This is a genomic window from Streptomyces sp. 378 (assembly GCF_030124145.1).
GTDB lineage: Bacteria > Actinomycetota > Actinomycetes > Streptomycetales > Streptomycetaceae > Streptomyces.
Map to the genome: position 1 here is coordinate 52,386 of NZ_JASKMS010000002.1, position 13,052 is coordinate 65,437.

The 13,052-nt window shown below is 73.1% G+C and carries 13 protein-coding genes, 1 pseudogene and 1 riboswitch; of the genes and pseudogenes, 10 read left to right on the forward strand and 4 right to left on the reverse strand.

Features of this window, described 5'->3' with window-relative positions:
• The first annotated feature begins 127 nt into the window (after positions 1–127).
• The 5 genes from QNO09_RS03085 (at position 128) to QNO09_RS03105 (ending at position 4,596) form a co-directional block, all read left to right on the forward strand.
• The gene (locus QNO09_RS03085) at positions 128–1,582 is read left to right on the forward strand and encodes a serine/threonine-protein kinase (protein ID WP_349636945.1); all 1,455 of its coding nucleotides are present in this window, start codon (positions 128–130) and stop codon (positions 1,580–1,582) included.
• 128 nt (positions 1,583–1,710) lie between these two features.
• A riboswitch (cobalamin riboswitch) is annotated at positions 1,711–1,895 on the forward strand.
• Positions 1,896–1,925: 30 nt separating this feature from the next.
• Positions 1,926–2,627 carry an energy-coupling factor ABC transporter permease gene (locus QNO09_RS03090; RefSeq protein ID WP_283968458.1) on the forward strand — a complete coding sequence of 234 codons (702 nt, stop codon included), beginning with the start codon at positions 1,926–1,928 and terminating at the stop codon, positions 2,625–2,627.
• Positions 2,624–2,989, forward strand: coding sequence for an energy-coupling factor ABC transporter substrate-binding protein (locus QNO09_RS03095; RefSeq protein WP_283968459.1), 366 nt, complete (start codon positions 2,624–2,626; stop codon positions 2,987–2,989). The genes QNO09_RS03090 and QNO09_RS03095 overlap by 4 nt, the downstream gene beginning before the upstream one ends.
• 6 nt (positions 2,990–2,995) lie before the next feature.
• On the forward strand, positions 2,996–3,745 hold the full coding sequence (gene cbiQ / locus QNO09_RS03100) for a cobalt ECF transporter T component CbiQ (RefSeq protein WP_283968460.1): 750 nt from the start codon (positions 2,996–2,998) through the stop codon (positions 3,743–3,745).
• The gene (locus QNO09_RS03105) at positions 3,742–4,596 is read left to right on the forward strand and encodes an energy-coupling factor ABC transporter ATP-binding protein (protein ID WP_283968461.1); all 855 of its coding nucleotides are present in this window, start codon (positions 3,742–3,744) and stop codon (positions 4,594–4,596) included. The genes cbiQ and QNO09_RS03105 overlap by 4 nt, the downstream gene beginning before the upstream one ends.
• 53 nt (positions 4,597–4,649) lie before the next feature.
• On the opposite strand, the gene QNO09_RS03110 is transcribed toward QNO09_RS03105, so the two are convergent.
• Positions 4,650–5,789, reverse strand: coding sequence for an amidinotransferase (locus QNO09_RS03110; protein ID WP_283968462.1), 1,140 nt, complete (start codon positions 5,787–5,789; stop codon positions 4,650–4,652).
• Positions 5,790–6,328: 539 nt separating this feature from the next.
• Between QNO09_RS03110 and QNO09_RS03115 the strand changes: the two genes are divergently transcribed.
• The 4 genes and pseudogenes from QNO09_RS03115 to QNO09_RS03130 all read left to right on the forward strand — a co-directional run.
• Complete coding sequence (locus tag QNO09_RS03115) at positions 6,329–7,132, forward strand: alpha/beta fold hydrolase (RefSeq protein WP_283968830.1); 804 nt, start codon at positions 6,329–6,331, stop codon at positions 7,130–7,132.
• Positions 7,132–8,454 carry a PP2C family protein-serine/threonine phosphatase gene (locus QNO09_RS03120; protein ID WP_283968831.1) on the forward strand — a complete coding sequence of 441 codons (1,323 nt, stop codon included), beginning with the start codon at positions 7,132–7,134 and terminating at the stop codon, positions 8,452–8,454. Before QNO09_RS03115 ends, QNO09_RS03120 begins: the two co-directional genes overlap by 1 nt.
• Complete coding sequence (locus QNO09_RS03125; RefSeq protein WP_283968463.1) at positions 8,451–8,783, forward strand: STAS domain-containing protein; 333 nt, start codon at positions 8,451–8,453, stop codon at positions 8,781–8,783. Before QNO09_RS03120 ends, QNO09_RS03125 begins: the two co-directional genes overlap by 4 nt.
• A 105-nt stretch (positions 8,784–8,888) precedes the next feature.
• Positions 8,889–9,212 (forward strand): annotated as a pseudogene (locus QNO09_RS03130) (aldo/keto reductase); the annotation flags it as partial.
• Positions 9,213–9,304: 92 nt separating this feature from the next.
• Here QNO09_RS03130 and QNO09_RS03135 read toward each other — a convergent pair.
• On the reverse strand, positions 9,305–10,819 hold the full coding sequence (locus tag QNO09_RS03135) for an MFS transporter (protein ID WP_283968464.1): 1,515 nt from the start codon (positions 10,817–10,819) through the stop codon (positions 9,305–9,307).
• Between the two features lie 201 nt (positions 10,820–11,020).
• Between QNO09_RS03135 and QNO09_RS03140 the strand changes: the two genes are divergently transcribed.
• Positions 11,021–11,308 carry a hypothetical protein gene (locus QNO09_RS03140; protein ID WP_283968465.1) on the forward strand — a complete coding sequence of 96 codons (288 nt, stop codon included), beginning with the start codon at positions 11,021–11,023 and terminating at the stop codon, positions 11,306–11,308.
• A 278-nt stretch (positions 11,309–11,586) separates the two neighbouring features.
• Here QNO09_RS03140 and QNO09_RS03145 read toward each other — a convergent pair whose 3' ends face one another.
• Both QNO09_RS03145 and QNO09_RS03150 read right to left on the reverse strand, forming a co-directional pair.
• On the reverse strand, positions 11,587–12,744 hold the full coding sequence (locus QNO09_RS03145) for a Rieske 2Fe-2S domain-containing protein (RefSeq protein WP_283968466.1): 1,158 nt from the start codon (positions 12,742–12,744) through the stop codon (positions 11,587–11,589).
• Between the two features lie 106 nt (positions 12,745–12,850).
• The gene (locus QNO09_RS03150; protein ID WP_283968467.1) at positions 12,851–12,973 is read right to left on the reverse strand and encodes a hypothetical protein; all 123 of its coding nucleotides are present in this window, start codon (positions 12,971–12,973) and stop codon (positions 12,851–12,853) included.
• Between the last annotated feature and the right edge of the window lie 79 nt (positions 12,974–13,052).

Genomic DNA, 13,052 nt, shown 5'->3' on the forward strand with positions numbered 1-13,052 from the left:
CTCCGGGGAGACCGCGGTGGAGATCATGGGGCTCGCCGCGCCAGTATCCTGGGTCGGCTGCGGCACCCCCACCAACCCCCGTGCGTAAGCGGGGAGTTCGGCCTGCGGCGATGACCTTCCCACATGCATGAGACGAGGACGAGTGCTGCTAGCGGGCCGCTACCGGCTGGATGTTGAGATCGGGCGCGGTGGAATGGGCGAGGTCTGGCGTGCGTACGACGAGACGCTCGCCAGAACGGTGGCCGTCAAGCTGCTGCTGCCCCAGGACACCGACGCCACGGCAACCTCCCGGTTCCGTCTGGAGGCTCAGACCGCCGGGCGCCTCAACCACCCCAACGTGGTGGGCGTCCTGGACTTCGGCGAGTTCGACAACCGGCTGTACCTGGTGATGGAACTGGTCGAGGGCGACAGTCTCGCCGGGGTGCTGAACGGCTCCGGCGCGCTGCCCGCCGAGCGGGTGGCCCATCTCGCGGCGCAGGCGTCGGCGGGGCTCGCCGCCGCGCACGGGCAGGGCATCGTGCACCGCGACGTCAAACCCGCCAACCTGCTGCTCGACGCCAACGGCACGCTGAAGATCGGCGACTTCGGCATCGCGCGGTTCCTCGACGACCCCGGCGCCGCGCTGACCGCCACCGGCCAGATCGTCGGCACCGGCCTCTACCTCGCGCCCGAACGGGCCCTGGGCAAGCCCGCCGGGCCCGCCTCCGACATGTACTCCCTGGGCTGCGTGCTCTACCAGCTCCTCAGCGGCCGCCCGCCGTTCCAGGCCGACACCGCCGTCGCCCTGCTCCACCAGCATCTCGACTCGGCTCCCGTGCCGCCTCGCGAGCTCGGGGTCTCCGGACTGCCGCCGGCGTTCGAGAACTACCTTCTCGGTCTGCTCGCCAAGCAGCCCGAGGACCGGCCCACCGCCCAGCAGACCGCCGAGTGGTTCGCCGGGGGCGCCTGGCGGGGCCTGCCCGAGCCGCTGCCGGAGGTCTCGCCGCCGCTGCGGCCGAAGACCGCGTCCGCGACGCCGTCCGCCGTGCCGGGCCCGTACGACGAGACCAGCAGCCCGACCACCTACGCGCTGCCCGCGACCACGGGACACCGCACCGCGGCCCGGGCGGCCCAGGCGGGTCGTTCGGGGCGCTCACGCGGGCCCGGCGGCCCCGGCAACCGCTCCCGGGTGGCCGCGACGGCCGCCGCCGCGGCGCTCTTCCTCGCCGCGATGCTCCTCGGCATGCGCTGGTTCTCGCCCGACACCACCACGGAGGGCACGGAACCCGACGCCTCCCCGTCCGCGAGCAGCCCCGCCGCCACGCCCGCCACCGACTCCGCCACGTCTGTCTCCTCCGACCCGGACACCGGCCCGGCAGCCGCCCCCGAGACCGCCGGCACGCCGGGCACCGGCACCGTGGCCGATGTCACTCCGTCCACGCCGGCCGCCTCCCCGACCCCCTACGCGCCCGAGTCCGGCACCCCGACTCCCGCCGGGGAAGCGGGCGACGGCGGCCCGGAGCAGCCGAAGCCGGAGAAGCCGCGCCCCGTCGGGGAAGAGAGGGAGAGCGACGACGGCGGAGACGACGGGGGCGACGACTGACGCGGCCCGGACGGCGCGCGACGGAATCCTTCCCGCAGCGCGTGGATCAGCCGGGGGATGCGCCGGTGTGCGAGCGGACGCCCCCTCGCGCGCCCCCGGGGTGGCTTGTCATCGCCCTTACCCCGGCCTTATTGTCACCAGGCCTTGGTGAACGGGAAATCCGGTGTGATGCCGGTGCGGCCCTCGCCACTGTGAATCGGGAAGTCCGGCTCCAGCCCTCACGGGCAGCCACTGGGTCAACGCGACCCGGGAAGGCGGAGTTCGGGCGGTGGTACCCGTCAGCCAGGAGACCGGCCAAGGCGCGTCAACCATCCACGAGGTGCTGGAGAGGGTCTGCTGAGCCATGCACATTGCCGAGGGTTTCCTTCCTCCGGCGCACGCGGTCGCCTGGGGCGTCGCGTCGGCGCCATTCGTCGTCCACGGGGTCCGGTCACTCACCCGTGAAGTGCGCGAGCACCCCGAGAGCACCCTGCTCCTCGGTGCGTCCGGCGCCTTCACCTTCGTCCTGTCCGCCCTGAAACTGCCGTCCGTCACCGGCAGTTGTTCACACCCCACCGGCACGGGCCTCGGAGCCATCCTGTTCCGGCCGCCCGTCATGGCGGTGCTGGGCACCATCACCCTGCTCTTCCAGGCGCTGCTGCTCGCGCACGGCGGCCTGACCACGCTCGGCGCCAACGTCTTCTCCATGGCGATCGTCGGCCCCTGGGCCGGATACGCCGTCTACACCCTGCTGCGGCGCTCCAACGCGCCGCTGATGGTGGCCGTGTTCTCCGGCGCGTTCGTCGCCGACCTGTCCACCTACTGCGTCACCAGCGTGCAGTTGGCGGTCGCGTTCCCCGACCCGGGCAGCGGGTTCCTCGGCGCGCTCGGCAAGTTCGGCTCCATCTTCGCCGTCACCCAGATCCCGCTCGCGGTGAGCGAGGGTCTGCTGACCGTGCTCGTGATGCGGCTGCTGGTGCAGTCCAGCAAGGGCGAGCTGACCCGGCTGGGCGTGCTCCGCGCCAAGAAGCAGACCCGGACCGAGACCGAGGCGGTGACCCGATGAGCAGGAACACGAAGATCAACCTGGTGCTGCTGTTCGTCGTGGCCGCGCTCGCCGTGCTGCCGCTGGCCCTCGGGCTCGGCGACCACAAGAAGGAGCCGTTCGCGGGCGCCGACGGTGAGGCGGAGTCCGCGATCACCGAGATCGAGCCGGACTACGAGCCGTGGTTCTCCCCGCTGTACGAACCGCCGTCCGGGGAGATCGAGTCGGCCCTGTTCTCCCTCCAGGCGGCTCTCGGCGCCGGTGTCCTCGCCTACTACTTCGGCCTGCACCGGGGGCGGCGGCAGGGCGAACAGCGCGCTGTGGAGCGGGAAGCCGGGAACGTGCCCGCCGGTGCCGGGAAGTCCGCCGACGGGCAGGACTGAGCCGGGGTGCTGCCGATCGACGCGGCGGCGCACAGCAGTCGCTGGCGCCGCCGCCACCCCGTGGACAAGGCCGTGCTCGGACTCGGCCTGACCGTGCTCGCGATCTCGCTGCCGCCCTGGCCGGGCGCGGCCGTGGTGGTGGTGGCGGCCGTGGTGCTGCTGCTGGGACCGGCGGGCGTGCCGGGCCGGCGGCTGTGGCGCGCCTACCGGGTGCCGCTGGGCTTCTGTGTGACCGGCGCGGTCACGCTGCTCGTCCAGGTGGGCGGCCCGGGCGGCCTCGTCTCCCTCGCCGCCGACGGGCCGCTGCGGGCCGGGGAGTTGCTGCTGCGCACCTCGGCGGCCTCCTTGGGCCTGCTGCTGTTCGCCTTCACCACACCCATGTCCGATCTACTGCCGCGCCTGGTCCGGGCCGGGATTCCCGCGGCGGTCGTCGACGTCGCCCTGGTGACGTACCGGATGAGCTTCCTCCTGCTGGACTCCGTGCGTCGCATCCGGGAGGCCCAGGCGGCCCGGCTCGGGCACACCGGCCGAAGCGCGCAGTGGCGTTCTCTGGCCGGGCTCGGCGCCACCGCGTTCGTCCGGGCCTTCGACCGGGCCACCCGTCTCCAGGCCGGGCTCGCCGGGCGCGGCTACGACGGCACCCTGCGCGTCCTGGTCCCCGAGGCCCGGGTCTCCGTCCGCTTCACGGCGGCCAGTTGCGCGCTGCTCGCGGCGCTGGCCGCCCTCACCCTCGTACTGGAAAGGCCGCTGACATGAGCGAGCCCGCCCTCGTCGCCCTGCGGGGCGCGTCCTTCGCCTACGAGGACGGTCCGGCCGTGCTCAGCGGCCTCGACTTCGACATCCGCGAGGGGCGCGCGCTCGCGCTGCTCGGCCGCAACGGCAGCGGCAAGACCACGCTGATGCGGCTGCTGTCCGGCGGGCTGCGGCCCCGGGCGGGCGTGCTGACGGTCGAGGGCCGGCCGGTGTCGTACGACCGCAAGGGCTTGACCCGGCTGCGGACGACCGTGCAGTTGGTGGTGCAGGACCCGGACGACCAGCTGTTCGCGGCCTCCGTCGAGCAGGACGTGTCGTTCGGGCCGCTGAACCTCGGTCTGGACGACGCGCGGGTGCGGGCGCGGGTGGCGGAGGCGCTCGCCGCCCTGGACATCACGGCCCTGGCCGACCGGCCCACCCATCTCCTCTCCTACGGGCAGCGCAAGCGCACCGCCATCGCGGGCGCGGTCGCCATGCGACCCCGCGTCCTCGTCCTCGACGAGCCGACGGCCGGGCTCGACCCCGACGGGCAGGAGCGCCTCCTGACGACCCTCGACGGACTCCGTGCCACCGGCACCACGGTGGTGATGGCCACCCACGACGTCGACCTGGCCCTGCGCTGGGCCGACGACGCGGCACTCCTCACCCCGTCCGGCGTCCGCACCGGGCCGGCGGCCACGGCACTGGCCCGCGCCGACCTGCTGCGGGAGGCGGGGCTACGCCTGCCCTGGGGAGCCGCGACGGCTGAACTTCTGCGTGCCCAGGGACTGTTGGCCGCGACGGAACCAGGACCGCGCACCCCGGAGGAACTCGCCGCTCTCACGACGGCGCGGCTCGGAGTCACCGGAGGGTGAGGGCCCCCGTGGCCGTGCCCTCGGCCCTGCCTGCCGCCGTCGGAGCGGCTCGGTCAGTCCTCGAAGTAGGACTGGAGCGAGCCGCGGCGTCGGACGTCGAGGGTCGCGCAGTGGAACGAGCCGCCGAAGGGGGCATAGTGCAGCAGGTCGCACGGAATCGGCTCGAAGCCCCACTTCTCCAGCGCGCGCAGCATCCCGGTGTGGTGCCGTTCCGCTATCACCCGCTTCTCGTCGAGCATGAGCACGTTCATGCTGAGCCACTTGCCGCACATCGACGTGAGTTTGAGCAGTCGCTCGTCGATCGGGTCGGGCTCGGGAGCGACGAGGACGTCCCAGGAGCGGAGGACGTCCGGGAGGCGGTCCGGGTCGACGTACTCGGGGTTGATCAGCACTTTCCCCGGCGCGAGCAGGACGAACGTCGTGTCGATGTGCATGGGGGTGCGGCAGCGGCTCTCGATCTCGTGGATGCGGTACCCCGGGCCGAGGTGGCGGCGCAGCCAGTCGATGCCCATCGCGTTCGTGACGTTGCTGCGGGTGACGAACAGGTCCCGCCCCGCCCTGACGAAGTCCGCGGCGTCGAAGACGGGCTCGAACTCGGTGAGGATGTACCGCATGGGTTCGCCCGGCCCGGGGATGCGGAAGTCCGGGTCGAAGAGCTCGTCGGTGAGCTGCGGCTTGGGTGCCGCCGTCCAGCGCGCGCCGCGCCGGAAGTAGTCCTTGAGGACCGGCCGGTAGGAGTGCGTCTCGAAGTACCGGCAGGGCCACGCCATCGGCGTCTCGATGATCTCGTCGCCGATCACGAGCAAGCTGTCGCGCGGGCAGGTGTTGCAGAAGCCGCGCGAGGTCCAGTCGGGGGTTCCGAAGCGGCGCCGGTGGTCGACGGCCTCCGGCCGCCTGACCGTGACGCCGAGGGACTCCAGCAGGGCGACGAAGGCGTCGATCTCCTGCTGCGCCTGCTCGACGAGCAGCCGCGGATAGCGGAAACCGGCCGCGAGCCCCTGCAAACGCCCTGCCCACGGCGGCACGTTGCAGGTCACCACCGCGTGGTCGGAGGGGATCGTCGCGCCGTCCAGACGTCCGACGATGATCTCCTCCAGCGGATCCCACTCGGTGTGCGAACCGACCGGCGACACGAGCCGCTCCACGCCCTCACCGGCCGCGGGCAGCACTCCGGGGTTCTGCAGGACGGTCATGCTCACCACCTTTTCGATCGCAAGCTGTGATACGCCACCACTGCCGGGTCACTCGACGTGACCCCCCGGGTCGTGCGCGTCGAAGGGCGCAACGCGTCCGGTACCCATCCAGGTGCCCCGGAATGTGCATGTCCACGCCCGCCGCACCGCACCACGGTGCCGAGCTGGATCCCTTTTCACTCGCCTGGACGGCGTTGCGCGCGGCGGTGACCGATCTCTCCGGCGAGGACTTCGGACGCCGCACACACCTCGACCTGATCGCCCACCTCCCGGACGCGCGGCAGCCGCCGGCGGAGGGGCTCGCCCGGTTCCGGGAGATGCTGGAGCGGGTCGCGGGGAGCGTTCCCGGCCACCTTCCACGAGGTGGCCGCGCTGCTGATCGGCGCCGGTGGGCGGGCATCCACCGGGGCGGAACGGGCCGGGCCCGTCGCACTGGCCTCAAAGGTGCCGCTGCACCTGGGCTGACTTCGCGTTCGCGAAGACCCCTGCTCACGGGCCCGCCGTCGAGCCGTTCCGGCCGAGGTGGGAGCATGGTCGGTATGGACATCCGCAGCAGGAACAACGTCAACGTCATCGGTCGCGATGACGCGCCGGTGCTGCTCATGGCACACGGGTTCGGCTGCGACCAGAACATGTGGCGGCTGGTGGTGCCGGTGCTTGCCGAGCGCTACCGGGTGGTGCTGTTCGACTACGTCGGTTCCGGCGGCTCGGACCTCGCGGCATGGAACGAGGAGCGGTACTCCTCGCTCCAGGGCTACGCCGCCGACGTCGTCGACGTCTGTCAGGAGCTGGACCTGCGGCAGGCGGTCTTCGTGGGGCACTCTGTGAGTGCCATGGTGGGGGTGCTGGCGGCACAGGCCGCTCCGGAGCGGATCGGGGCGCTCGTGATGGTCACCCCCTCGCCCTGTTACATCGACGACGAGGACTACCGCGGCGGCTTCAGCACCGAGGACATCGAGGAACTGCTCGGCTCCCTGGAGGCGAACTACCTGGGCTGGTCGTCCGCGATGGCGCCGGTGATCATGGGCAACCCGGACCGGCCGGAGCTGGGCCAGGAACTGACCAACAGCTTCTGCGCCACCGACCCCGACATCGCCCGCGTCTTCGCCCGCACGACGTTCCTCACCGACAGCCGGGAGGACCTGAAGGGTGTGTCCGTGCCGACGCTCGTGCTGGAGTGCGAGCAGGACGCCATCGCGCCGCGCGAGGTCGGTGCCTACGTGCACAAGGCGATCCCCGCCTCGCGCCTGGCCACACTCGCCGCCACCGGGCACTGCCCGCAGCTCAGCGCCCCGGAGGCCACCTCCGAGGCGATCGTCGACTTCCTGGAGTCCCTGACGTGATGTGCCGTACGGGCGGCGTGCCGGAGCCCGCCGGGACGGGAGGCGAGGCGAGCACGGACGCGGCCTTCACAGCGCTGCTGGAGGACAGCGTGGAGGACCTGTACGAGTACGCGCCGTGCGGTTACCTGTCCACTCTGATGGACGGCACCATCGCCAAGATCAACAGCACCCTGCTGGACTGGCTCGGTCTGGATCGTGAGGCCGTGGCGGGCCGCAAGCGTTTCACGGACCTGCTCACCGTCGGCGGGAAGCTGTACCACGAGACGCACTTCGCTCCGCTGCTGCGCATGCAGGGTGAGCTGCGGGGGATCGCCCTGGAGCTGCGGCGCGGCGACGGCGGCAGGCTGCCGGTGCTGGTCTCCGCCGTGATCAAGTACGGGACCGAGGGCGAGCCCCTGCTGATCCGTATCACCGTCTTCGACGCCTCGGACCGCCGCGCCTACGAGAAGGAACTCCTGCACCGTCGGCAGGAGGCCGAGCGGGCCCGCGCCGAAGCGGACGAGGCCCGGCGGCAGGCCGAGGCCGACCGGGCCAGGCTGGCCGAGGCGCTCGCCGTCCTGCAGCGCTCCCTGGTACCGGACTCACTGCCCGCCGTGCCGGGCGTGGAGACGGCCGTCCACTACCACACGGCCGCGCCGGACCAGCTCGGCGGCGACTTCTACGACCTCTTCCCGGTCGCCGGCGACCGGTGGGCCTTCTTCCTCGGCGACGTGTGCGGCAAGGGCCCGGAGGCCGCCTCCCTGACGTCGCTGACCCGCTACACCCTGCGCGCCGCGGCCCACCACGACCCGGATCCGACCTCGGCGCTGACCACGCTGAACGCCGTCCTGCACGAGCGCTACACCGCCGACGGAGACCCCCGGTACTGCACCTGCATCTTCGGGATCATCGAGCCGGGCGGCCAGCACGGGCCGACGACCGTGCGTCTCGCCTCCGGCGGCCACCCGCCGGCGCTCGTACTGCGCTCCGACGGCAGCGCCGAGTTCCTGCCCACCCCCGGCGGGCTGCTCATCGGCATCGTCCCCGGCGCCCCCATCGGCACCGCCGAGACCGTCCTCGCCCCCGGCGACACGGTCGTGCTGTACACCGACGGCCTCACCGAGGCCCGCGTCGGCGCCGGCCGCGACGACCTGTACGGCGAGGACGCCCTGCACGCCTTCGCCGCCGACCACGCTCCCGCCGCACCGCGCGAGGCCATCACCGCACTCACCGGGCTGCTCCAGAGCTTCGGCGACGGTCTCGACGACGACACCGCCCTGCTCGCCCTCGGTGTTCCCGCCGCACCTTCCCCCCTGGGCCCCGAGACGGGTCACGCCTCATGAAGCCTCTCGCCCTCAGACAGCACGCCACCGCGACCGGCCCCGTTCTGCGCGTGACCGGCGACCTGGACTACGATCAGGCCCCCGTACTGCGCGGCAGGCTGGACCAGCTCTCCCTGGCACCGGGGCAGTGTCTGGTCCTGGACCTGGCCGGCCTCGAGTTCTGTGATTCCTCGGGCATCACCGCGCTCCTCGCCGCCCGGCAGCACGCCCTGGCCGCCGGGGCCGACATCGTCCTGGCCGCCGTACCGGCGAACCTGCTGCGCGTCCTCACCCTGGTCGGTCTCGATCAGGTCTTCACCCTGCGCCCGGACTCCAGCGCCGCGTCATGACCCGTCCTGGCCGGCGGCCCGGACGAACACCGGCTTGAGGTGCTTCCCCGGCAGCGCGGCCGGCAGGTCCTCCCAGTCGATGACAGGGGAGACGACCTTCCCGGGTCGATCGCGCCCGTCGCGGCCGTCCAGAACCACTTCCACGCCGGGCAGCGCGACGACGCCCGGCTCCTGGCCGCCTGCGAGGAGGCCGGCATCGCCTTCGTACCGTTCTTCCCGCTGGGAGGCGGCATGAGCGACCTCAGCGGTGACGGTATGACCAAGGTGGCGCACCGACACGGGGTGAGCGTCCCGCAGATCGCCCTTGCCTGGCTGCTGGCGTCCTCCCCCGTCACGCTGGCCATCCCCGGCACGGGCTCCCTCACCCACCTGGAGGAGAACACGGCCGCCCGGTCGATCACCCTCACCCCGCAAGACCTCTCCGACCTCGCCCGACGCACCGGCAGGGAGCGCCTCCACCTCGCTCCCCTGCGCCCGCGACGGCCCCTGCCCGCACGCGCGGCGTGGCGGGCGGCCAACGCTCAGGTCTGCCGGGCGTGCACAGGGCTGTGGGCGACATCGTCCGGGCACCGGCGGTGCGGCTTCCTCATCCGCCGGTCGCGCCGCCAGTCGTAGGCCGCGAGGGCCAGGGACGCGGCCATCCCGACGAGCCCGGCGACCATCGCGAGGAAGAGGGCACCGCGGTAGTCGCCGCTCCTGCTGCCGAGCACCAGGTAGAAGAGGCCGGGCAGCGTGGCGGTGCCCACCGCGGCGCCCAGGCGCTGCCCGGTCTGCAGGGCGCCGCCCGCCGCTCCGGCCATGTGCACGGGCACATCGCGCAGCGTCATGGTGATGTTGGGCGAGATCACGCACCCGCCGCCGACCCCGCCGAGGAACAGGACCGGGGCGGCGATCCAGGGGGCGATGTCGAGGGGCGCGAAGCGCAGCAGCAGCGCGGTGCCGCCCAGCCCGAGGATGACACCGGTGAGCCCGCCCACGGTGAGCAGGCGGCCCAGCCGGTCCACGAGGCGCCCGGAGACCGCGGCGGCCAGGGCCGAGCCGAGGGCGAAGGGAGTGACCGCGAGACCCGACATGAGCGGGGAGAAGCCCAGGCCGTGCTGGTAGAAGAGGGCGAAGACCAGCCAGACGCCGCTGAAGCCGATGAAGTACAACGTGCCGACACCCGCCCCGACGGCGTAGCCGCGCACGGTGGTGAACAGACGCGGGTCGAGCAGCGGCTGCGTCCCGCGGTTCAGCAGGCGGTGCTGCCGACGGATGAAGACGAACAGCAGCCCGGCACCGGCCGGGAACAGCCACCACAGCCGGGTGAGGCCGCCGGTCTCCGCCTGGACCAGCGGGTACATGAGCGCGAGAACGCCGAGGCCGAGGAGCAGGACACCGGGCAGGTCGACGTGTTCGCGGCCGGAGCGCCGGGTGCGGGGCAGCAGGCGGCGGCCGAGCAGCACCGCGAGGATGCCGATGGGGACGTTGACGTAGAAGATCCACCGCCAGCCCTGGGGCCCGTCGGCCAGGGCGAGGATCAGGCCGCCGGCGAGGGGGCCGACGGCGGAGGAGATGCCGACGGTGGCGCCGAAGAAGCCGAAGGCCCGGCCGCGCTCCCCGCCGCGGAACATCTGCTGGATGAGCGCGGAGTTCTGCGGGGCCATGAAGCCGGCCGCCAGGCCCTGGGCGAGCCGGGCCACCACCAGCAAGGTGATGGTGGGGGCCGCCCCGCAGGCCGCGCTGAAGAGCACGAAGCCGCTGAGGGCGAGCAGGAAGATGCGGCGCCGGTCCAGGGCGTCACCGAGCCGGCCCGCGGTGACGAGGGCGAGGCCGAAGGAGAGGGCGTAGCCGGACACCACCCACTGCACCTCGGCCGCGGAGGCGTGCAGCTGTTTCTGGACGGTGGGCAGGGCGACCGCCACGATCGACACGTCCAGCAGGCTCATGAAGCCGGCCACCAGCGTGACCCACAGGGCCCGCCACCGGTTGGGGTCCGGTTCGTGGCCGTCCTCGTGCCCGCCCCGGCTCCGGCCGCCCGCCGCCGACGTCGTCACTTGGGCTCCTCTCACCAGGCACGCACCCGGCGAACCAAGTTCCCCGCCGGGTCTCGGGCACACACCGCGCCCGAGAGGGCGACCACCGTCCCACCCTGAGCGCCCGTGCCTCACGTTGCGTGACCGACCGGGGCGCCGCGCAAGGCCCCGTCCGCACGGGACTCGCCTTCTGGGAGGCGTGGCGACACCCCAGCTCAAGGGGTGCGACGGAGTGCGAGATCCGCAAGGTGCGGACGGGGCCGACGGCGTCGGCTGCCCTCCGGTGAGGTGCACGCGTGGGAGCCGGGCCGCAACGAGACGGTCTGCGGCCTGTCCCTCAGCCGCTCCCGGCTGGTCCGGTTCCCGCACGTCGAGTGGCCGGACACCTTCCCGGAGTCGGGCGGCGCGGCCGACCGGGTGCAGCGGCAGTGCCCGCGCTGCGCCTCGGTGGCGGGACGCAGGGGCTCCGATGCCCGCCCGCGGTGGCACCGCACCCGTCCTCGCCCGTGAGGCCCGTCGCGCTCCGCCCCGCCCCGGGCACACACCGTACCGGCCCCGGTGGTCCTGGCCGAACGGAGCCGAGCCCACGACCCGCTGCGCGCCGTGACCGCCGCACGCCGACTCCTGCCCGGCGCGCGTCGCCACCCTGCCCGGCGCCTCGCACCCTTCCCTCCCCACCGAACGGCCGAGGAACTGGACCGGCTGCTGAGGGAACTCCCGGCCTGAAGCCCAGCGGGACCGCGTCCGCGTGTCCGGGGCGCGGGGCCCGCGGCACCGGCCGCCCTCCGTCAACCGCGCTCCCGTCCGTCGCACACCGCGGCGCCGCCGCTCGCGGCGGGCCGGGGGCGGAGGGGGACACCGTTGGTGCGCAGCACCTCGCGGACGTCCAGGATCAGTGAGAACACCTCGCGATTGCGGTCCTCGCCCTGCTCGTCCCAGGCCCGCTGCTCGGCCTCGACGGCCATCCGGTCCTCGGCGAACACCCGCTCGGTGAAACGCCTGATGAGAGGCCAGGCGAGCTGCAGGACGCCGGGGAACCGAGGCTTCTCGATCATGAGCAAACCGAAGGCGCGACACCTGCGCTGTTCGGCGTCCTCGGGTACATAGGCGGCCCAGAGACGGAAGGCGGGCCGCTCCGCGTTCTCCGGGACCAGGTCGAGGGTCTGGTACGGGTAGGCGGTGCGGATCGTCATGACGTCGCAGGAGTCGCTGCCGCCGATGCCCTCGGAGGCCAGCAGGCTGGCCCCGCGGTTCCGCTTGCCCCCGGCATGACTGAAGAGGTACCTGGCCTCCACCGACTGCTCGTCGGTCCGGTAGTCCAGCAGTTCGGGGTGGAGTCTGCCGACGACGCCCCGGTGGAGGAACTGGTGGTTCATGTCGAGCAGGTTCTCGTGCATGAACGAGTAGTGGCAGCGCACGGTCCGGGAGTAGGTCATGGTCTTGTAGCGCGGTGACCCGAACGCCGGCAGGTCCGGCAGCGGCGCGTCGGCCGCCTTGTCGGGGTCGCCCGGGAACGCGAACACCAGGCCGTACGCCTCCCGGACGGGGTAGCCGCGCACGCCCCGCGGCGGCCGGCCGTCGCCCTTGGAGAGGTAAGGGATCTGCGAGATGCGGCCGTCACCGCGATAGGCCCAGGCGTGATAGCAGCAGCGCAGTGCCTCGCCCTCCACGACGCCCATGCTCAGCGGCACCTGACGGTGGGCGCAGCGGTCCTCCAGCGCGTACACGGTGCCGCTCTCGCCGCGGTACAGCGCGATGCGCTCACCGGCGAACGTCGCCGCGAACGTCCCCTTGCTGCGCACGTTCCTCGACAGCGCCACGGGATACCAGAAGTCCGGGTTCGCCCCGACGCGCCGGAGGTCGATCCTGCCGGTGACCGGGTCGCGATGCTCCGAGGGCCACTCATCCCCGCCAGAGAAGGTCCCGGCCTCGTCGGTCTCGGACATGCCTCTCCCTCGCGCGTACGGGCGGCGACTGCCGCGCGTCACATCAGGCAGCACCGAGCTGCCGGCGGACACCCCGGCGTCGCCCATCCTGGTCGCGGCGCGCCGGTCACGCCCTGCCCAGCGCGTACGGACGGGTGACTCCGGTGGCCGCGGTGTCCTTGCGGAATGCTCCGAGGACGCGGTCCTGGCCGGTGGCCCAGCCCTCGGGCCACTTCGCACCGGCCTTCACCGCTCCCGCCCCCGGCGGGCGGAGGACGCGGCCCCGTGTGCCGAGGGGGGAGGGGCGGGCACCACGGGCACGGCGGCCC

Bases quoted from the DNA above. Each gene is read 5' to 3' on its own strand.
- QNO09_RS03125 (WP_283968463.1), top strand. From the start codon at position 8,451: ATGAAGCCTCTCGCCCTCAGACAGCACGCCACCGCGACCGGCCCCGTT.
- QNO09_RS03115 (WP_283968830.1), top strand. From the start codon at position 6,329: ATGGACATCCGCAGCAGGAACAACGTCAACGTCATCGGTCGCGATGAC.
- QNO09_RS03110 (WP_283968462.1), bottom strand. From the start codon at position 5,789: ATGACCGTCCTGCAGAACCCCGGAGTGCTGCCCGCGGCCGGTGAGGGC.
- QNO09_RS03090 (WP_283968458.1), top strand. From the start codon at position 1,926: ATGCACATTGCCGAGGGTTTCCTTCCTCCGGCGCACGCGGTCGCCTGG.
- QNO09_RS03145 (WP_283968466.1), bottom strand. From the start codon at position 12,744: ATGTCCGAGACCGACGAGGCCGGGACCTTCTCTGGCGGGGATGAGTGG.
- QNO09_RS03120 (WP_283968831.1), top strand. From the start codon at position 7,132: ATGTGCCGTACGGGCGGCGTGCCGGAGCCCGCCGGGACGGGAGGCGAG.
- QNO09_RS03095 (WP_283968459.1), top strand. From the start codon at position 2,624: ATGAGCAGGAACACGAAGATCAACCTGGTGCTGCTGTTCGTCGTGGCC.
- QNO09_RS03105 (WP_283968461.1), top strand. From the start codon at position 3,742: ATGAGCGAGCCCGCCCTCGTCGCCCTGCGGGGCGCGTCCTTCGCCTAC.
- QNO09_RS03085 (WP_349636945.1), top strand. From the start codon at position 128: ATGAGACGAGGACGAGTGCTGCTAGCGGGCCGCTACCGGCTGGATGTT.